The 18,251-nt window shown below is 62.8% G+C and carries 18 protein-coding genes; 7 read left to right on the forward strand and 11 right to left on the reverse strand.

Translation table 11 applies throughout. The features are described 5' to 3' along the window. Nucleotides 1–101: 101 nt before the first annotated feature. Nucleotides 102–941, forward strand: a complete 840-nt coding sequence (gene xopAW / locus PBDP_RS21455; protein WP_116833174.1) for a XopAW family type III secretion system calcium-binding effector — start codon at nt 102–104, stop codon at nt 939–941. Nucleotides 942–1,028: 87 nt separating this feature from the next. Here xopAW and PBDP_RS21460 read toward each other — a convergent pair whose 3' ends face one another. The 8 genes from PBDP_RS21460 to PBDP_RS21495 all read right to left on the reverse strand — a co-directional run bounded on the left by PBDP_RS21460 (nt 1,029) and on the right by PBDP_RS21495 (nt 7,345). Next, complete coding sequence (locus PBDP_RS21460; RefSeq protein ID WP_109754441.1) at nt 1,029–2,066, reverse strand: AI-2E family transporter; 1,038 nt, start codon at nt 2,064–2,066, stop codon at nt 1,029–1,031. Nucleotides 2,067–2,130: 64 nt separating this feature from the next. Then, entirely contained in the window at nt 2,131–2,949 is an 819-nt protein-coding gene (locus tag PBDP_RS21465; protein WP_116833175.1) for a DUF4892 domain-containing protein, read from the reverse strand. Nucleotides 2,950–3,078: 129 nt separating this feature from the next. Then, complete coding sequence (locus PBDP_RS21470) at nt 3,079–3,930, reverse strand: alpha/beta hydrolase (RefSeq protein WP_116833176.1); 852 nt, start codon at nt 3,928–3,930, stop codon at nt 3,079–3,081. Continuing rightward, a complete protein-coding gene (locus PBDP_RS21475) occupies nt 3,927–4,721 on the reverse strand; it encodes an alpha/beta fold hydrolase (RefSeq protein WP_109754444.1) in 795 nt (264 codons plus the stop codon). Before PBDP_RS21475 ends, PBDP_RS21470 begins: the two co-directional genes overlap by 4 nt. A 275-nt stretch (nt 4,722–4,996) precedes the next feature. Further along, the gene (locus PBDP_RS21480) at nt 4,997–5,440 is read right to left on the reverse strand and encodes a hotdog fold thioesterase (RefSeq protein WP_024617123.1); all 444 of its coding nucleotides are present in this window, start codon (nt 5,438–5,440) and stop codon (nt 4,997–4,999) included. Between the two features lie 52 nt (nt 5,441–5,492). Continuing rightward, entirely contained in the window at nt 5,493–5,945 is a 453-nt protein-coding gene (gene sixA, locus PBDP_RS21485; RefSeq protein ID WP_109754445.1) for a phosphohistidine phosphatase SixA, read from the reverse strand. Further along, nucleotides 5,942–6,289, reverse strand: a complete 348-nt coding sequence (locus PBDP_RS21490; RefSeq protein ID WP_109754446.1) for a DUF4389 domain-containing protein — start codon at nt 6,287–6,289, stop codon at nt 5,942–5,944. Before PBDP_RS21490 ends, sixA begins: the two co-directional genes overlap by 4 nt. A 30-nt stretch (nt 6,290–6,319) precedes the next feature. Then, nucleotides 6,320–7,345, reverse strand: a complete 1,026-nt coding sequence (locus tag PBDP_RS21495; protein ID WP_109754447.1) for an NAD(P)H-dependent glycerol-3-phosphate dehydrogenase — start codon at nt 7,343–7,345, stop codon at nt 6,320–6,322. A 199-nt stretch (nt 7,346–7,544) separates the two neighbouring features. Here PBDP_RS21495 and PBDP_RS21500 point away from each other — a divergent pair, with 199 nt between their 5' ends. The 5 genes from PBDP_RS21500 to fabB all read left to right on the forward strand — a co-directional run bounded on the left by PBDP_RS21500 (nt 7,545) and on the right by fabB (nt 14,495). Beyond that, entirely contained in the window at nt 7,545–9,668 is a 2,124-nt protein-coding gene (locus PBDP_RS21500) for a TonB-dependent receptor plug domain-containing protein (RefSeq protein WP_212801286.1), read from the forward strand. Next, the gene (locus PBDP_RS21505) at nt 9,669–10,601 is read left to right on the forward strand and encodes an ABC transporter substrate-binding protein (protein WP_212801287.1); all 933 of its coding nucleotides are present in this window, start codon (nt 9,669–9,671) and stop codon (nt 10,599–10,601) included. It begins immediately after the preceding gene. Next, nucleotides 10,598–12,499, forward strand: a complete 1,902-nt coding sequence (locus PBDP_RS21510; protein WP_109754450.1) for an ATP-binding protein — start codon at nt 10,598–10,600, stop codon at nt 12,497–12,499. The genes PBDP_RS21505 and PBDP_RS21510 overlap by 4 nt, the downstream gene beginning before the upstream one ends. A gap of 248 nt (nt 12,500–12,747) precedes the next feature. Then, nucleotides 12,748–13,263: a 3-hydroxyacyl-[acyl-carrier-protein] dehydratase FabA gene (gene fabA, locus PBDP_RS21515; RefSeq protein WP_003204400.1), complete on the forward strand. Its 516-nt coding sequence runs from the start codon at nt 12,748–12,750 to the stop codon at nt 13,261–13,263. An 11-nt stretch (nt 13,264–13,274) separates the two neighbouring features. Continuing rightward, complete coding sequence (fabB, locus tag PBDP_RS21520; protein ID WP_109754451.1) at nt 13,275–14,495, forward strand: beta-ketoacyl-ACP synthase I; 1,221 nt, start codon at nt 13,275–13,277, stop codon at nt 14,493–14,495. 195 nt (nt 14,496–14,690) lie between these two features. Here fabB and PBDP_RS21525 read toward each other — a convergent pair whose 3' ends face one another. Together PBDP_RS21525 and PBDP_RS21530 are read right to left on the reverse strand one after the other, a co-directional pair. After that, on the reverse strand, nt 14,691–15,155 hold the full coding sequence (locus PBDP_RS21525; RefSeq protein WP_212801288.1) for a DUF3859 domain-containing protein: 465 nt from the start codon (nt 15,153–15,155) through the stop codon (nt 14,691–14,693). A gap of 217 nt (nt 15,156–15,372) precedes the next feature. Beyond that, a complete protein-coding gene (locus tag PBDP_RS21530) occupies nt 15,373–16,383 on the reverse strand; it encodes an amidohydrolase family protein (protein ID WP_212801289.1) in 1,011 nt (336 codons plus the stop codon). Nucleotides 16,384–16,508: 125 nt separating this feature from the next. Here PBDP_RS21530 and PBDP_RS21535 point away from each other — a divergent pair, with 125 nt between their 5' ends. Further along, the gene (locus PBDP_RS21535; protein ID WP_212802530.1) at nt 16,509–17,369 is read left to right on the forward strand and encodes a pirin family protein; all 861 of its coding nucleotides are present in this window, start codon (nt 16,509–16,511) and stop codon (nt 17,367–17,369) included. Nucleotides 17,370–17,500: 131 nt separating this feature from the next. On the opposite strand, the gene PBDP_RS21540 is transcribed toward PBDP_RS21535, so the two are convergent. Continuing rightward, nucleotides 17,501–18,229, reverse strand: a complete 729-nt coding sequence (locus PBDP_RS21540) for a dienelactone hydrolase family protein (RefSeq protein WP_116833181.1) — start codon at nt 18,227–18,229, stop codon at nt 17,501–17,503. Nucleotides 18,230–18,251: the final 22 nt, after the last annotated feature.

Raw genomic sequence — 18,251 nt, forward strand, 5'->3', positions numbered from 1 at the left:
TACAGCCACCGGTACAAACTCCACATACCCACGACAACTACCCCGCCGAGGCTGCATAAGCCGGTGCACCCACCGGCTATCCCAGCCCAAGGAGAGCGCCCATGATTGGTAGCGTCAGCAGTTACTCGACCTATACCAGCACCAGCAGTACCGCAACCAGCAGTGCCCGCAGCCAGCAGTTTCAAAAGGAACTGCTGAGCAAGCTCGACAGTGACGGCGACGGTTCGGTCAATCAGGAAGAGTTGAGCACCGCCCTGTCGCAAAAAAGCGACGATGGCATCCTGGTCAGCCTGAGCGACAATTTCGGCGACCTGGACAGTGACGGCAGCGGTGACCTGAGCGGCGAGGAAATGGCCGCAATGGCGCCGCCACCTCCGCCGCCACGAGACCAGGCGCCAAATACCGAACTGGCTGATGCGCTGCTCAGCGTCCTGGACACCGACGGTGATGGTGTGGTCAGCAGCGATGAGTTGAGCAACGGCCTGGCCAGCACGGACAGCGATGCCGACAGCCAGCAAGTGTTCTCGGCCTTGGACAAGAACGAGGACGGCACTGTCAGCCTTGACGAACTCGCCGCCAGCCTTGCGCCACCGCCACCACCGCAACAGACCTCCAGTGAAGAGCTGTTCAGCCAGCTCGATGCCGATGGCGACGCCACCGTCACCGCCAGCGAACTGAGCAGCGCCTTGCAGGCCAGCAACGGTACGTCCACGAGCACCGACACCAGCGCGATGCTGATGGAAGCACTCGACAGCGACAGCAGCGGTGGTGTCAGCAGCGACGAATTCAACAGCGCCTTGCAGGCCGGTCGCCGCAGCGACAGCTCCACCGAACAGGCCAATGTCAGCGAAGCGTTGAACAGAATGATCGCCAACCTCAGCCGGCAATACTCGCTGGATAACGTCGCCACCGTGGGTAAACACCTGAACGTGGCAACCTGATTCACCGGCAAGCCTGGATTGAAACTCACTTGTGGCGAGGGGATTTATCCCCTCGCCACAAAGGTTTGTGCTTGCCTCTGGGGTGGGTTACCGCGCCTGGCTTTTGCTCCAGTCCGTCAACAGGCTGTACGCCACCGCCAGCAAGGTCGGACCAATGAACAGGCCGATGAAGCCGAAGGCGATCAACCCGCCGAACACCCCCAACAGCACGATGACCAAGGGCAGGTTTCCGCCACGGCTGATCAGGTAGGGTTTGAGCACGTTGTCCACGCCACTGATGATGAACGTGCCCCAGATGCCGAGGAACACCGCCATCCCGTACTCCCCCTTCCACGCCAGCCACGCCGTGGCGGGGATCCAGACCAGGGGTGGCCCCATGGGGATCAGGCTCAGGAGGAAGGTGACGATACCCAGTACCAGCGCGCCCGGCACCCCGGCGATCAAGAAGCCGATCAGCGCCAGCACGGCCTGGGCCGCCGCCGTGCCAATCACACCGTTGACCACCCGCTGCACCGTACCGGCCACCAGTTCGATGTAGTAACCGGCACGGTCGCCGATCAGGCGCTCCAGCAAGCCGTGGACAAACACCGCCAGGCGCGGGCCGTCGCGATAGAAGAAGAACACGAACACGATGCTCAGGGTCAGTTCGAGCATGCCGCCGCCAATCTGCGCGCTGCGGGCCAGCAGCCAATTGCCGACCTGGCCCAGGTACGGCTTGATGGACACCATCATCGCCGCACCCTGCTGGTCGATGCTGTTCCAGATGCCTACCAGTCGCCCGCCTACCAACGGCACGCCGGCCAGCCAGTCGGGGGCTTCAGGCAAGCCGTCGACCTGCACGTCCTTGATGAACGCCGTGGCATCGCGTACATGGTCGGCCAGGTTGAACCCCAACCACACCAGCGGCACCGCCACCAGCAGCATCCAGCCCACCGTCAGCAACGCCGCCGCCAGGGATTCGCGGCCATTGACCCAGCGAGTCAGCAGGCGCATCAGCGGCCAACTGGCGAAAGCCAGCACCGCGCCCCAGAACAGCGCCGACCAGAACGGCGCCATGACCCAGAGGCTTGCGCCGAACAACACCAGTAGCAGGATCTGCACCAACAGCCGATCGTTATTGAGCATGTAGGGTCTCGAAAAAATGAACAGGACCGAAGCAACGCGGTGAAACCCGCTGCCCCGAGACAGCTTAGCGCAGCAACTCCAGGTGCAATCCCGCCGCTTCGCCGCTAGCGGTCTCCATCCGCGCCGCCCGGACACCCTGGCCCGCCAGAGCCTCGAGCCAGGCCTCGGCCCTGGGGCCGGCAATAGTGACCCGCAGGCCCGTGTCCAGGTTCAGCGCCCGGGACAACAGGCGCAACCAGGTGTCGTCGGGTTCACCGGCAAGACGCGGCAAGTCCAGGACTCCAGTGTCCTTGAGCTGGCGCAGCAGCGTGGCCGACGTCGGCAGCAGGTCCCCCAGCGCCGCGTTCGCCTCGAACTGCTCGACATGCAGGTAGGCCTTGCGATTGCCGCGGGTGATGGCATACAGCGCAATCAGCGTGTTGTCCGCCGGCGGCGCCAGGCGCAGCAACAAGAAGGCCTGGCCACTGTCGGCGCCATAGAGTTTGGCATTACCGAAGACGTCGTTGGCCCACAAGCTGCTTTCGCCGCAATCGCGGGCCTGGCACCAGAACAACAGCTCGGCCCCCTGTTTCTGCAGCGCTTCACGCGCCGCGGTAAAGGCCTGGGTAGCGGAATGCTCCGGCGGCAGTTCGTACGTGACCGAGGTGACATTGCCACGGGCATCGACCTGCCCGTCGAAACGCAGCTGACCGCTGATCTTGCGGATCGAGCCCATGGGGTAGACGCGTTCCAGGTCGCTGGTTTGCCGATAATCGACAATCTGCGCGTCGGGCATGCGCGGCACGCGCTCCAGGTCGCGGCTGCCCGGCACATCGACGGCGAACGACGCCGGGCTGAGGCAGGCCAGCACCAGCAGGACGAGTGAATGAACGGATACTTTCATTGGATCGGCTTGGCCTGGGACGCTTGGACGCAACGGGCGTCGTCGATGCAGCGCGAGGCTGCTAAACAGAGGTCTGTCATGGTTGTCTCCCTTTCAACCCGCTCAGCCTCGACAGTTGCCCGGCGCAAGTCAAGGAACGGTGAAGAACCGATTGAAACAGTCTGCTACAAGCGCGGCACCGGCCTCGTCGTTCAGGTGCAAATGATGACCGCCGGGCAACTGCTCATGACTGAAGGGTAGACGCTCCAGCAACTCCGGGTGCTGGGCCAGCATGCCATCGGCCGCCACCACCAGATGCGCCGGACAAGCGACCCGCGCCACGAATGCCATGGCCTGTTCATCGGTCAGGCGCAGGGGCGATGGCAGGGTCAGGCGGTTGTCGGTGCGCCAGGTATAGCCCCCGGGCACCGGCATCAGGCCGCGTTGGGCCAGTAATTCGGCGGCCTCGCGGCTGACCGCCACCAGCCCCTTCATCCGCGCCTCGATGGCCCGGTCGAGGGTTTTGTAGACCGGCTTGCGTTTTTGCTGCAAATCCAGCTGCGCCTGCAGGGCCATGCCCATGCGTTCGGCGGCGTTATCGCCTTTGGCTGTAGGAGGAATCACCCCGTCGATCAAGCCCAGGTGCGTCACCCGTTCCGGCAGGGAACCGGCCAGCACCAGCGACACAATGGCGCCCATGGAATGCCCCAACAGGGCGAAACGCTTCAAGCCCAGTTGTTCGGCGACTTGCAGCACATCATGGGCATAGTCCCAGAGGGCATAGCCGGCACCGGCTGGTCGATGCCCGGAGTGACCGTGGCCGGCCATGTCCAGGGCAATCACTCGCAGGCCCTCGAGCCTGGGCGCCAGGCGGGCGAAGCTGTTGGCGTTGTCCAGCCAACCGTGCAGGGCAATCACCGGCAGCCCGGCTTCCGGGCCGAACAAGTGGGCCGCCAGCTCGATGTGAGGCAGGCTCAGGCGGACTTCCTCGACCACACTCATGCGCTGCGCCCTTCCCAACGCTGGAACAGGTTCTTGAGCAGGTTGGCCGTGTCCTGTGGACGTTCGAGGGGGAACATATGGCCGCCGGGCATGCTCAGGGACTCACCATGGGGCATGCGCCCCACCGAACGGGTGTGATGACGCATCACCACGCGACTCTGCCGGCCGCGCACCACTGCCAGCGGCACCTTGAGCTTGCGGGGTCGCCCGGGACTGGTGTGCGGCACGCCGCGGTAGATACTGATTTCAGTGGCGGGGTCAAAGCGCAGCCGCAATCGGTCGCCGACTTGTTGCAAGCCGTGTTGCAGGTAGGCGTCGAAGCATTCCGGGTCAAAACCGCGGAACAGGGTCTTGCCGGCAAAATACTCTCGGGCCGACGCCAGGTCAGCGAACTCCTCACGCCGCCCCAGGGTCCGGCCAGCCGGGGTCAGGCGGTCGATGAAACCCAGGCGCTTGGCGGCCAGGATCACCCACTGGTCGGTACGGGTCAGCACCGGCGAATCGAGCATGACCACGCCGCGATACAGCTGTGGGCAACGCAACGCCGCGTGCAGGTGCAGCACACCACCCAGGGAATGCCCGACGCCCCATACCGGCGCCGGTTGCTGTTCCAGGTGATGGATCAGTTCATCCACCAGGTTGTGCCAGTTATCGTCCACCGGGAAACGCGGGTCATGCCCGTGCAACTCCAGATGCGCGACCTGGTACTGCGGCGCCAGGGCAGCGAACAGCTTGCCGTAGGTGGCCGAAGGAAAACCATTGGCGTGGGTGAAAAATATCTGTTGCGACATGACAGCCGATCCATTGGGGGAACTGGGGCAGATTGTCCGCAGAACCCGACGGCACGGCAATGACCGTAACTGACAGGAATGATGACAGTCGGGGTTGGGCTATGGGGCTATCAAGCTGTGAGCACTGCCCCATGTGGCGAGGAGACTTGTGGGAGCAAGGCTTGCCCGCGATGCAGACGCTGGGGTGGATCAGGTGTTGCGCGTCGACTCCATCGCGGGCAAGCCTTGCTCCCACAGAAAATCCCCTCACCACAGGATTGCATCCCACTAGAGCATCAACGCGCCGGCGGTTGCTCGCCCAGCGGCACCACCGCCATGGTCAGGCGCGACACACAGTTGACCTTGCCCTCGTCATTGACCAGGCGGATGTCCCAGACCTGGGTGGTGCGGCCCAGATGAACCATCCGGGCCGTGGCGGTCACCCGTCCGCTGCGCACGCCGCGCAGATGGTTGGCATTGATTTCCAGGCCCACGCAGTAGAACTTGCTGGCATCGACACAGAGATAGGCGGCCATGGACCCGACCGTTTCGGCCAGCACCACCGAAGCACCGCCATGCAGCAGGCCGAACGGCTGGTGGGTGCGCTGATCGACCACCATGCTGGCGGTCAGGGATTCGTCGTCGAAAGACTCGAAACGAATGTCCAGCACCTCGCTGATGGTGTTTCTACCGGCGGCGTTCAGTTGCTCGATGTTGGGGGTGGTGCGCCACAGACTCATCGTTGCCCTTCCTGTGTGATTGTTGTTTTGCCCAGTGCTGCAATCGACCGGTTCAGGGATACCTGATCCCTTTGAGCCTCATCGTTCCGGCCAGCGGCATGTCGCCTTCCAGCTCAGCCAGCCCGGCGGTTTGCACTTGCTCGGGGTGTTGCAGGTGGCCGTGTTGCAGAAAGCCCAGCAGGCTGCCCACCAAAGGGTTATGACTGACCAGCAGCACATTGTCCTGGTCCTCGAGGCGCTCCAGGACTTTTTGCGGCCGGGTGTCCGGCGTGAGCCAGTTCACCGTGATCAGCTCAGGCTGAAAACCCAGCGCTTCGCGCACCAGTTGTGCGGTCTGCTGGGCGCGCAAATAGGGGCTGGCGTAAATGGCGGTCAGCGGCTGGCCGATCAAATGCGCGGCACTGCGCAACACTTCCTCGCGACCGTGAGCCGTCAGGGCCCGCTCCGGATCGGGACGGGCACCGTACGGCTCAGCCTCACCATGGCGCAATACCCACAATTTCATAGCTTCGGTTCCTCGTCCCGAACGGGATGCGGAGCCGGTGCCACGGTGTGAGGGGCTTCGCCTTCAGGCGTGCGCGGAGTCGGCCAGTCCGCGAACGGCCAGGGTTTCTGGTCGCTGTGGAAAGTGCCGAAACGGCCGATCTGGGCCAGGAACTGGCTCAGGCTGTCGCCGAAATTCATCAGGCTGGCACTGGGCGCGCCGTAGATCAGCCGATAGATCAATTGCACCAGCACCACGGCACCGAGGATGAATTGCGCCACCTGCCAGACCAGCAGATAAATCACCATCCACAGCACACGCAGCAGGATGGATTCGTATTGGGGTTGCCCTTGCGGATCGTTCATGGCTCGCTCCTGCTTGCGATCAATAGCGGTTCAATTGAAACCGCTGGTGGAAATGAAATCGACGTCGGTCTTCGGTTCGCCACGCATCAACAACTCGATCACCTGTTCAAGCGTGCGCCCTTCGAACAGAATCGCGTGCAGCCCGGCGACCAGCGGCATGTACACTCCCGCCTCCTGGGATTTTGCCTTGAGCACCTTGAGGGTGTTGACCCCTTCGGCCACCTCCCCCAGGCGCGACACGGCCTCATCGAGACTCAAGCCTTGGCCGAGGGCAAAACCGACCTGGTAATTGCGACTCTTGGGCGAGGAACAGGTGACGATCAGGTCGCCCACGCCGGCCAGTCCCAGGAAGGTCATCGGATTGGCGCCCTGGCTGACGGCGAAACGGGTCATTTCCGCCAGCGCACGGGTGATCAGCATGCTCTTGGTGTTCTCGCCCATGCCCAGCGCCACCGCCATGCCGGCAATGATCGCATAGACGTTCTTCAACGCCCCTCCCAGTTCCACACCGAAACGGTCGGCACTGGCGTAGACCCGAAAGGTGCGGCCATGCAAGGCGGCCTGGACCCGTTGGCACAGCTCTTCATCTTCACTGGCGACCACCGTGGCGGTCAGGGCGTGCTCGGCGATTTCCCGTGCCAGGTTCGGCCCGGAGATCACACCGATCCGGGCCTTGGGTGCGATTTCTTCGAGAATCTCGCTCATCAGCTTGAAGGTCTGGGCTTCGATGCCCTTGGTCAGGCTCACCAACAGCTTGCCGCTCAAGCGCTCGGCATAGGGCGCCAGTACCGAACGCAAGGCGCTGGACGGCAAGGCGACGAAGAACAGGTCGCTACCCTCCAGGGTTGCCTGCAAGTCAGTCACCGGTTCCACTTCCGGGCGGATCTTGATGCCCTTCAGGTAACGCGGGTTCTCGCGGTTGACCCGGATGGCCTCGGCCTGCTCCGGGTCACGCATCCACTGGCGCACCGGGTGACCATTCTCGGCCAGCAGGTTAGCCACGGCGGTACCGAAACTTCCGCCCCCCAGGACCGCAATCGGGCGCTGTTCAGTCATATGCAATCCGTTCATCCATACCAAGTGGCAATGCGGGGCATTATACGGAGCGGCCAGATCGCGACCAGCCCCGGCAACAATTACCGCCAGCTGTAGGAAGCTGACCATCAATTCCTAGGAAAATGCTGTCAACGTGAATGGAAAAGTCGTTCAGCTCGGTTAACATGCCCGCCATCCTCCCATTATCAAAGGCTGTGCCGTGTCCGTTGGCCCCTCCCGTCCAGGTTCGTCCCTGTTATTGGCACTGATCATCAGCCCGCCAGTGCTAGGCGACGACTTGTTCGTGGACAGCCAGCCCCTGCCCCAGGTGCTGACGGCCACGCGCCTGAAGCAATCGCCAGCGGCGGTGCCGGGCAGCATGACCGTGCTCGACAGCGAGTTGATCAAGGCCAGCGGCGCCCGCGATATCAGCGAACTGCTGCGCCTGGTGCCGGGCATGATGGTCGGCAACATCAGCGGCAACCAGGCCACCGTGAACTACCACGGCACCAACGCCAGCGAAGCCCGCCGCATGCAGGTGCTGATCGATGGCCGCTCGGTGTATCGCGCCGGGTTGGCAACGGTAGACTGGAGCGACATCCCGGTGGCCATGGAAGACATCGAGCGGATCGAAGTCTTTCGCGGGCCCAACACCGTCAGCTACGGCGCCAACGCACTGATGGCAGTGGTCAACATCATCACCCGCGCCCCCGCCGACAGCCACGGCACCCGGCTGAAAATCACCCGGGGCCAACGCGGCATCAGCGACTGGTACGCCAGCCAGGGCAGCGGCTGGGAAGGCGGCGACCTGCGGCTGTCGCTGTCCGGCCAGGAAGACGATGGCTTTGACAGCGACCGCAACGGCGCCGATTACCGCGACAGTCGTCGCCTGAACCGCTTCAACCTGGCCGTCAGCCAGACCCTGGACGAACGACAGAGCATCGACTGGCAATTGAACGCCAAGGACGGGACCAACCAGCGGCCCTATACCTACCGCCCCGTGTTTGCCGGGATTACCGCTGCCGGGGATAACTCCGACGTCATCGCCAAGGACTACGCCGGCTCGCTGCGCTGGAACCTCGACCTGGACCCCGACCACAGCGTTTATGTACAAGGCTCGATTCAACACTGGGATCGCCAGCAGACCTGGCGCGCCTGCGATGCCGAGGTGTCCTTCAGCCCGCAACTGACCGACCTGTGGCAACTCAACCCCTACTATGCCGAGAAGCTGGCGCGCAATATCCCCAGCTACATCAACAGCGGCGCGCCAGCCGGCACGCCACAGGAACAGGCGTTGGCCAATCAGGTGCTCGACCAGTGGCGCAACGGCGCCTCGCAAACCCTGTGCGGCGATATCGACCAGAGCGCCCGGGAATCGCGTTACGACCTGGAGATCCAGGACACCCTGAGCCTGTCCGACAGCCTGCGCCTGGTCACTGGGGCCAACTATCGCTACGACCGGGCCGACTCGGAGACGTACTTCAACGGCACCCTGGACGACACCACCTGGCGCCTGTTCGGCCAGCTCGAATGGCGGGCCACCGAGCATTGGCTGTTGCAGGGCGGCGCGATGTTCGAAGACACCCGCCTGACCGGCAGCTCGCTGACTCCACGGGTCGCGGTCAACTACCTGATCACCCCGCGCCACGGCCTGCGGGCGGTGTACTCCGAAGCTGTGCGCTCCCCGGACATGTTCGAGAACAACGTCAACTGGAGCTATCAGGTCACCAACCTGCAACCCGCCGCCTTCGGCCAGAACAGTGCCCGTTACTTCGTCCGGACGCGCGGCCCGGGCAACCTGGAACAAGAGCACATGCGCTCCCGGGAACTGGGCTACAACGGTTATTTCGTGGACCTGGGGCTGGCGATTGACGTGAAACTGTTTCATGACGAAATCACCGGCATGATCAGCGAGCCGCTGCGCAACAATCAGTACATCGCCAGCAACGCCAACCAATCCCAGTTTTCCGGGGCCGAAACCCAGTTCGACTGGCGTGTGACCAGCGCCGACCGTCTGCGCCTGACCTACGCCTATGTCGATGCCCAGGCCAGCAACCCCCTCGACGAGCAACTGACCGCCCGCAACAGCGGCTCGGCCGGTTGGCTACGGGACTGGGGCCAGGGCTGGAACAGCGCGCTGTTCTATTACGGCGCCGACGCCCTGAACGGCTATCGCTTCGAACGGGTGGACACCCGCCTCGCCCGGCGTATCCCCCTGGGCAAGGCCAGCCTGGAATTGGCGGGGGTCCTGCAACAACGCCTGGACAACCAGCCCACCACCTTCAGCGACAACCGCTACGACTCCCGCCATGTCGTGTACTTCAGCGCGGAGTTGTCGTTCTAGATGTCTCGGCATCCACTCCGCAAGTCGCCATTTCATGGCCGCCTGACGCTGGCGCTATGCCTGGTGTTTACTGCGTGGCTGGCGCCCATCCAGGCTAGGGCGGCCGAAGTCCTGTTGACCGGTGCCGCGGACAGCCCCGGCGTGCAGTCTTTCACCCAGGCCCTGAAAGCCCTGCGCCCCGAAGACAGCGTGCGGTTTACCCCGCTGGCCAATCTGCCGGCACCAGACAAGTTGCCGGGCAATGTCCGCCTGGTCCTGCTTGACCTGCCCAGCCTCGACTGGCGCCTGCAAGACGCCCGGGGACCGGCCACCCTGGTATTGCGTATCAGCCGCCAGCAAGCCCGCGACCGCCTGGGCGAGACGACGCCGGCTCACCTGAGCCTGCTGTGGAGCGATCCACCGATGGCGCGGCAATTACGGCTGATCCGCACCATCCTGCCGCAAGTGCGACGCGTCGGCGTGCTTTACGACACCCACAGCGAATTCCTGCTCAAGGACATCCAACAAGCCGCGGCACCACTGGGCCTGGCCATCGTCAGCGAACGCTGGGACGACACCAACGACAGCCGCCCCCTGCACAACCTGCTGGGCCAGAGCGACGTGCTGTTGGGCCTCGACGACCCCGACTTGTACAACCCCAAGACCGTAAAGAACCTGCTGCTCAGCAGCTATGCCCGGCAACGCGCCCTGATCGGGCCCAGCGCCGCCTTCGTCAAGGCCGGCAGCCTGGCCAGTACCTACAGCGACCAACAAGACTGGCTGGCGATTCTCGACGAGTTGCTCGACCGCCCCGCCACGACCTGGCCGCGCACGCTGTATCCAGACCGCTTCAAAGTCCTGGGCAACCGGCAGGTCTCCCGCTCACTGGGGATCGAACCGATTGACGCCGAATCCGTCGCGGCAACGTTGGCCGAAGGAGAACACCGACCATGACCTTGCGTCGCCGTTGGGACATCAACACCCGTACCCAGCTCATCGCCCTCGGCCCGGCGTTGCTGCTGACCGTGCTGCTGATCAGCTTCTTTACCTTCGTGCGGATCCAGGACTTGCGCCAGGAACTCAATCACACCGGGCAACTGATCGCCAACCAACTGGCTCCCGCCACGGAGTACGGGGTGATTTCCGGCAACAACGAAGTCCTGGAAAGCCTGCTCACCGCGACCCTGGCGACCCCACACGTGCGCTTCCTGGAGGTCCAGGACAGTACCGACAAAGTCTTGGTGTACGTCGAACAACCCGAACAAACCCGCAGCCGCGCCCAGCAGATCGAAGTCTTCCAGGCCCCGGTGCGCCTGCAGCGCATTGCCCTGAACAATGATTTCCTGCAGGGCAACAGCACATCCGTCGAGGCGTCCGGCGAAGACTACCTGGGCCGCGTGATCGTCGGCATGTCCAGCGACGCCTTCAGTCAGCGACAGCAGGAGATCCTGTTCAAGGCCGCGATCCTGGCGCTGTTCGCCCTGTTGTTCACCTTCCTGGTGGCGCGTCGGCTGGCAACCAACCTGTCACGGCCGATCCGCGACATCGGCAATGCGGTCAAGGCCATCCAGCAAGGCGACTACAGCACCCCACTGCCCATCGTCGATGACGCCGAACTGGGGGCCTTGTCGCGGCACATCAACAACCTGGCCGGCGGTCTGGAGCAAGCCAGCCGCGAACAGCACCAGGCCATGGCTCAACTGATCAAGACCCGCGAAGAGGCCGAAAAAGCCAACAGCGCAAAGTCCGAGTTCCTGGCGATGATGAGCCATGAACTGCGCACGCCCATGAACGGCGTACTGGGCATGCTGCAACTGCTGGAAACCACCCGCATGACCGACGAGCAGCACGAGTACACGGCGCTGGCGTCAGAATCCACCGAACACCTGCTGAAGGTGATCAACGACATCCTCGACTTCTCGCGCATCGAACGCTCGGCCCTGGAACTGGAGCACATCCCGTTCAACCTGGCGGAGCTGGTGGGCAGTTGCGCGCAGTCTTTTCAGCACAGCGCCGCGCAGCGCAAGCTGGGCCTGGACTTGCTGGTCCCGGACGACATGCAGGCCCTGCAGGTCCAGGGCGATCCGACGCGGATACGGCAGATTCTGGTGAACCTGATCGGCAACGCCCTGAAATTCACCGAGCAAGGCCGCGTCACCGTGCAATGCCAATGGCAAGCCCTGGACCACGAACTGCTGTGGTTCACCTGCACGGTGCGCGACAGTGGCATCGGTATCCCGGCCGAGAGCCTGGAGCGCATGTTCGATGCCTTCCAGCAGGCCGACAGTTCGATCTCCCGGCGCTACGGCGGCACTGGCCTGGGCCTGCCGATCGCCCGTACCCTGGCCGAACGCATGGGCGGCACACTGCGGGCCCAGAGCGAAGAAGGTCGGGGCTCGGTGTTCACCCTCGAGATCCCGCTGGCCCTGTCGCGCCAGACGCCAACGCCCCTGGCGCCGCGACTGGCCGTCGGCAGCGGCGACGGCGAAGGCCGCAACGTGTTGCTGGTGGAGGACAATCCGGTCAATCAGACGGTGATCGAAGCCATGCTGCGCAGCCTGGGCTTCACCGTCAGTGTCGCCACCGACGGCGCCCAGGCGGTACGCAGCGCCGAAAGCCTGATTTTCGAGGCGATCCTCATGGATTGCCGGCTGCCCATCATCGATGGCTACGAAGCCACGCGGCAGATCCGTCAGTTGCCGGGCTGCGGCGAGGTGCCCATCATCGCCCTGACGGCCAACGCGTTGCAGGGCGACCGCGAAGCCTGCCTCGCGGCGGGCATGAACGATTACCTGGCCAAGCCGTTCAAAAGGATCGATCTGCAGCAGATTCTGCAGCGCTGGGTGAACTAGAACAGGTCACTGGACCATCTGTGACTGGCGTGAAAGGCGAAAGTGCGGCAGTCTTAGGCACCCGAACAAGCCTCGATTGGGGCTTGAATAAAAATTTCAGTGCACAGGTGTACATTCATTTCCCGTGTGCTGTGACTTTCACTACAACGCAATAGTCTATGAGTAGGCTGTCGATTCGAGGCATGAACGCTTCGATCGGCCGGGAAGATTTGCCCCACCCTGCCGCACGGGACTATTGAGGAGCTCGCATGACCAAACAAAACGCCTTTACCCGGGAAGATCTGCTGCGCTGCAGTCGCGGTGAGCTGTTCGGCCCAGGTAACGCGCAACTGCCCGCCCCGAACATGCTGATGGTGGATCGCATCACCCATATCAGCGAAGAGGGTGGCAAGTACGGCAAAGGTGAATTGGTCGCCGAGCTGGATATCACTCCGGACCTGTGGTTCTTCGCCTGCCACTTCGAAGGTGATCCGGTCATGCCGGGCTGCCTGGGCCTGGATGCCATGTGGCAATTGGTCGGTTTCTTCCTCGGCTGGCAAGGCCTGCCGGGTCGCGGTCGCGCCCTGGGCTCGGGCGAAGTGAAGTTCTTTGGTCAGGTCCTGCCGACCGCCAAGAAAATCACCTATAACATTCATATCAAACGCGTCCTCAAGGGCAAGCTGAACATGGCCATTGCCGATGGTTCGGTTGCCGTGGACGGTCGCGAGATCTACACCGCCGAAGGCCTCCGGGTCGGCGTTTTCACCTCCACTGACAACTTCTAAGGGTTATCCGCATGCGCCGCGTCGTTATCACTGGTCTGGGCATCGTTTCGTGCCTGGGCAATGACAAAGAGACCGTCTCCGCTAACCTGCGTGCAAGTCGCCCTGGCATCCGGTTCAACCCGGAATATGCTGAAATGGGTCTGCGTAGCCAGGTTTCCGGCTCCATTGACCTTCCCCTCGAAGAGCTGATCGATCGCAAGATCTACCGTTTCGTCGGCCATGCGGCGGCTTACGCCTACCTGGCCATGAAGGACGCCATCGCTGATTCCGGCCTGACCGAAGAGCAGGTTTCCAACCCGCGTACCGGCCTGATCGCCGGCTCCGGTGGCGCCTCCACCTTGAACCAGATGGAAGCGCTGGACATCCTGCGCGAAAAAGGCGTCAAGCGCGTCGGCCCATACCGCGTCACGCGGACCATGAGCAGCACGGTTTCCGCCTGCCTGGCCACGCCGTTCAAGATCAAGGGCCTGAACTACTCCATCGCCTCTGCCTGTGCCACCAGTGCCCATTGCATCGGTACCGCCATGGAACAGATCCAGATGGGCAAGCAGGACATCGTGTTCGCCGGCGGCGGTGAAGAAGAACATTGGAGCCAGTCGTTCCTGTTCGACGCCATGGGTGCCCTGTCCAGCAAGCGCAACGACACGCCGGAAAAAGCTTCCCGTGCCTACGATGCCGACCGTGATGGCTTCGTCATCGCTGGCGGCGGCGGCATGGTCGTGGTCGAGGAGCTGGAACACGCCCTGGCCCGTGGCGCGAAAATCTACGCGGAAATCGTCGGCTACGGCGCCACTTCCGACGGCTACGACATGGTCGCACCAAGCGGTGAAGGCGCCGTGCGTTGCATGCAGATGGCCATGTCCACCGTCGATGCACCGATCGACTACCTCAACACCCATGGCACCTCAACTCCGGTCGGCGACGTCGCGGAAATGAAAGGTGTGCGCGAAGTGTTCGGCGACAAGGCCCCGGCCATCAGCTCCACCAAGAGCCTGTCGGGTCACTCCCTGGGCGCCGCCGGCGTTCACGAAGCGATCTACTGCATGCTGATGATGGAAGGCAACTTCATGGCCGGTTCGGCCAACATCGATGAGCTGGATCCGGAAGTGGCCGACCTGCCAATCCTGACCAAGACTCGCGAAAACGCCACAATCAATACCGTGATGAGCAACAGCTTCGGCTTCGGTGGCACCAACGCCACCCTGGTACTGAAGCGCTGGCAGGGCAAGTAAGCCCCGCCGCTAACGCCACACAGAAAAACGCCCCGACTGGTTCGGGGCGTTTTTTTGCCTGGCAAATACACCTGGGTTCATTTGTGGGAGCGAGCCTGCTCGCGATAGCGGTATGTCAGTCGACATTTCTGAGACTGTCCCACCGCCATCGCGAGCAGGCTCGCTCCCACAGTTTTTGATCTGTGGTGGATGGATTCAGCGCACGACAAACCGCTGCTGCGTCAGCAGCCGATCCCCCTGGAACACCATGAACCGCCACTCCCCCGGTACCACTTCGTGGCTTTCGGTGAACTCGTAGGCCATCACATCCTGCGGCGCGCCAGGCACCAGTTTCTGGATGACTTCGAATTTATCGTGACGCACGCCATCGGGAGTGCGGATGCCGGGGGTGAAGTACAACAGGGTCAACGGCTGGTCATCGGCGACCTTGCCGGTCAACTGGTAGCGCATGCCGAACTTGGTGCCCAGCTTCGCCGGCACGCTTTCGGTCTGGCGGATCTGTTCGTTGCTGCGCCGCAGGACCCGCTCTCCCGATTGCAGCTCGGCTTGCGGCCCTTCGAAGACGCCGTATTCCACCGGACCTTCGACACGGACTTCGGCCTGTGCCAGACCGCAGGTCAACAACAGCGCGACCAGTGCGCTTGAACGGGTGAGGTGCATAGTGCGCTCCTTGATTGAGATGAGCGCGAGGGTATGACGCGGGCGTGACAGGCTGATGACACAACGGTGTTGACCCGCACACCAACACTCCTTTGTGGCGAGGGGATTTATCCCCGTTGGGCGCGAAGCGCCCCAATTGCCTGACATATCGCGGTGCATGGGCTGGAGGCTGCTGCGCAGCCTGACGGGGATAAATCCCCTCGCCACAATGTCTTTCCTATCTCGGGACAGCGCGAGGCAACACCGCCAGGAAATTATCCCGCGCCACCTTGTGCGCCACCACTTCGGGAAGGGCATCCAGGAACGGATCGAAGCTGCGCAATTCCTTACCCAGCTTGTCGAAACGCCCGACCACATCCGACCCCACCATGAAGCGCTCGGGAAAGCGCTCCACCAGCTTTACCCATTCGTCCCGGGGCTTGCCCGCCTCGTCCAGCAAGTACGGCGTGAGCACGCTCCAGGACAGGTCTATGTACAAATTGGGGTAGGCCTCGAGCATGCGACTCAGGGTCGGCAACAGAAAATCCAGGCGGGTCTGGTGGCGATGGATTTCCATGCTGGTGCCGGCGTGGGCCCAGATAAAGCGTGTGTGTGGGTGATTGCGCAGCGGCTCCTCGATTTCTGCCAGGTACAACGGGTTTTTCTCGCGCTTGGAAGTGATGTTGGAATGCAGCATCACCGGCAGGTCGTTCTCGGCCGCCAGGTGATAGATCCGCGTCATGGCTTCGTTGTTGGCCCGCGGGGTGTCGCCCGAGGTGAGCGCCGTGAGGTCATCATGGCGAGTGAATACCTCGCCGATGCCTTGCCACAATCCTGGGTAGAGATCGAGCATGCGTTGGATGTGGGCGGCGGAGTTCTTGTCGTTGGGATTGAAGCCCGACAGGAACGGATGAAAGTGCTGGCGTTGCTCGGCGGTCAGCTTGCTCACCGCGGCGGCGACAATCACGTCAGTGGCGCTGTACCAATAGGCATCCGCGTCGTCACCGGCGTAATAACGAGGACGCTTGGGCTCGTCCTCATGCCATTTCTTGGCCACCGGAACACCGGAAATCATCACATGCTCGATACGATTGTCCGCCATCGCCTGGAGCAGCTTGGGCATGCCGGCGGTTTCCTGAAAGAAATCGACGTAATGCAGATGCGCATCGCTGTAGGCATATTCGCGGGCCACGGCACCGCTACTCGAAACGACCAGCAACCAGGCGAAGATCAAACGGGTCAAGGGCATGGGGGTCTCCAAAAGCCATGAACAGCGTAGACCCCAACCGTCCCGCCGGGGTTCAAGGCGCCTCTGCCGCGTCTGCCGGCGGCGGGTTATGCTTGGTGCAACCGTTGTTCAACCTGGAAGACAACATGACCACGCCCCTGACCGTTCACCCCCGCGCCGAAGACGTCGAAGGCCAGCCGATTCTTCGTCCGCTACCCTCCGCCAAGTGCCGCAGTGTCGGGCCTTTCGTGTTTTTCGATCACATGCTGCAAACCACCTATCCGGCCGGCAGAGGCATGAACATCCGCCAGCATCCCCACATCGGCCTGTCCACCCTCACCTACCTGTTCGCGGGCAAACTCCAGCACAAGGACAGCCTCGGTTCCGACCAGGTGGTGGAGGCTGGCGATGTCAGCTGGATGACCGCCGGCAGCGCCATTGCCCATGTCGAGCGTACGCCCGAATCGCTGCTGAACAGCGCTTTCATCATGCATGGGTTGCAAGTCTGGCTGGCCTCGCCCAAGTCCCACGAAGAGGGCCCGGGGCACTACAGTCATCACCCGGCACACAGCCTGCCAGTCAGCGAGAACCTGGGGGTCAGCATCCGCATGATCGCCGGGTCAGGCTTTTGCCTGGAATCACCGGTACCGGTGCTGTCGCCTACGTTGTATGCCGAATTGAACCTGCAAACTGCGACGTCGCTGCTGATTCCCACCGAACATGAAGAGCGGGCGCTGTATGTACTCAGCGGTGAAGCACGGCTTGAAGGTGAACCGGTGGAACCCCATTCGCTGGTGGTCCTGCCGGTCGGCGAAGAGATGACGCTGTTTGCTGACAGCGACTGCCATGCCGTGCTGTTCGGCGGCTCGCCATTGGATGGGCCGCGACGGATCAACTGGAACTTCGTCTCCAGCGACCCGGCCCGGATCGATGAGGCCCGCCGGCGCTGGGCGGCCGGGGACTGGCCGACTGTGCCGGGGGAAAGCGAGCGGATCGAGTTGCCCTAGAACGGGTGCCATTGAACCTGTGGGAGCCGAGCTTGCTCGCGATGGCGGTGTGTCAGTCGGTATCAATACCGATTGATACACCGCCATCGCGAGCAAGCTCGGCTCCCACAGGGTTCTGCTTCAACCCAACCTCAGTCTTTGAACACCTCATCCAACAAGTTATGCATCGACCGGAACGCACGCCCGGCGACCTTGGCGTCGTACATCATCTTGCCCGGCACATTGGCCTGCGGGTCGGTGAACGAATGCACCGCGCCACCGTAGCTCAGCAGTTGCCAATCCACACCAGCGGCGTTCATTTCGTCTTCGAAGGCTGGCAGTTGCTCTTTCGGCACCAGCGGGTCGGAGGCGCCATGCATCACTAACACCGCGCCCTTGATGTTCTGCGCATCGGCCGGATTCGGTGTATCGAGGGTACCGTGGAATGAAACCGCAGCTTTGAGCGGCGCACCGCTGCGAGCCAGCTCCAGGGCACAGCAGCCACCGAAGCAGAAACCGAACGTAGCGAGTTTCGACGCATCGACCTCCGCTTCGCCCTGATTCAGCAATTGCTCGAGCGCCGCCTGCATGCGCTGGCGCAACAACGCCCGGTCATTCTTGAGCGGCATCATCGCTGCCCCGGCCTCATCGGCATTGCTCGGGCGTACATCCTGGCCGTACAAATCGGCGATCAACACGACATAGCCGTTAGCGGCTACCGACTTGGCGATCTCCTCGGCCCCCGCCCCTACGCCCATCCAATTGGGCGCCATCAGCAACCCCGGGCGCGAACCCTGCTGGCTGACGTCGAAGGCCAGGCGACCTTCATAATTTTGACCATCGATCTGATAGACCAGCGAACGAACCGTAACCTGACTCATGACGGACTCCTCTTGAACGGAA

This window comes from Pseudomonas sp. St290, from assembly GCF_018325805.1.
In the GTDB taxonomy this organism is placed as follows: Bacteria; Pseudomonadota; Gammaproteobacteria; order Pseudomonadales; family Pseudomonadaceae; genus Aquipseudomonas; species Aquipseudomonas bijieensis.

Excerpts from the sequence above, each read along its gene's own strand:
- PBDP_RS21495 (WP_109754447.1), bottom strand. The coding sequence starts at position 7,345 with ATGACTGAACAGCGCCCGATTGCGGTCCTGGGGGGCGGAAGTTTCGGT.
- PBDP_RS21475 (WP_109754444.1), bottom strand. The coding sequence starts at position 4,721 with ATGTCGCAACAGATATTTTTCACCCACGCCAATGGTTTTCCTTCGGCC.
- PBDP_RS21510 (WP_109754450.1), top strand. The coding sequence starts at position 10,598 with ATGACCTTGCGTCGCCGTTGGGACATCAACACCCGTACCCAGCTCATC.
- PBDP_RS21540 (WP_116833181.1), bottom strand. The coding sequence starts at position 18,229 with ATGAGTCAGGTTACGGTTCGTTCGCTGGTCTATCAGATCGATGGTCAA.
- PBDP_RS21535 (WP_212802530.1), top strand. The coding sequence starts at position 16,509 with ATGACCACGCCCCTGACCGTTCACCCCCGCGCCGAAGACGTCGAAGGC.
- PBDP_RS21480 (WP_024617123.1), bottom strand. The coding sequence starts at position 5,440 with ATGAGTCTGTGGCGCACCACCCCCAACATCGAGCAACTGAACGCCGCC.
- PBDP_RS21505 (WP_212801287.1), top strand. The coding sequence starts at position 9,669 with ATGTCTCGGCATCCACTCCGCAAGTCGCCATTTCATGGCCGCCTGACG.
- PBDP_RS21530 (WP_212801289.1), bottom strand. The coding sequence starts at position 16,383 with ATGCCCTTGACCCGTTTGATCTTCGCCTGGTTGCTGGTCGTTTCGAGT.
- PBDP_RS21465 (WP_116833175.1), bottom strand. The coding sequence starts at position 2,949 with ATGAAAGTATCCGTTCATTCACTCGTCCTGCTGGTGCTGGCCTGCCTC.
- fabB (WP_109754451.1), top strand. The coding sequence starts at position 13,275 with ATGCGCCGCGTCGTTATCACTGGTCTGGGCATCGTTTCGTGCCTGGGC.
- sixA (WP_109754445.1), bottom strand. The coding sequence starts at position 5,945 with ATGAAATTGTGGGTATTGCGCCATGGTGAGGCTGAGCCGTACGGTGCC.
- PBDP_RS21460 (WP_109754441.1), bottom strand. The coding sequence starts at position 2,066 with ATGCTCAATAACGATCGGCTGTTGGTGCAGATCCTGCTACTGGTGTTG.
- PBDP_RS21525 (WP_212801288.1), bottom strand. The coding sequence starts at position 15,155 with ATGCACCTCACCCGTTCAAGCGCACTGGTCGCGCTGTTGTTGACCTGC.
- PBDP_RS21490 (WP_109754446.1), bottom strand. The coding sequence starts at position 6,289 with ATGAACGATCCGCAAGGGCAACCCCAATACGAATCCATCCTGCTGCGT.
- PBDP_RS21470 (WP_116833176.1), bottom strand. The coding sequence starts at position 3,930 with ATGAGTGTGGTCGAGGAAGTCCGCCTGAGCCTGCCTCACATCGAGCTG.
- fabA (WP_003204400.1), top strand. The coding sequence starts at position 12,748 with ATGACCAAACAAAACGCCTTTACCCGGGAAGATCTGCTGCGCTGCAGT.
- xopAW (WP_116833174.1), top strand. The coding sequence starts at position 102 with ATGATTGGTAGCGTCAGCAGTTACTCGACCTATACCAGCACCAGCAGT.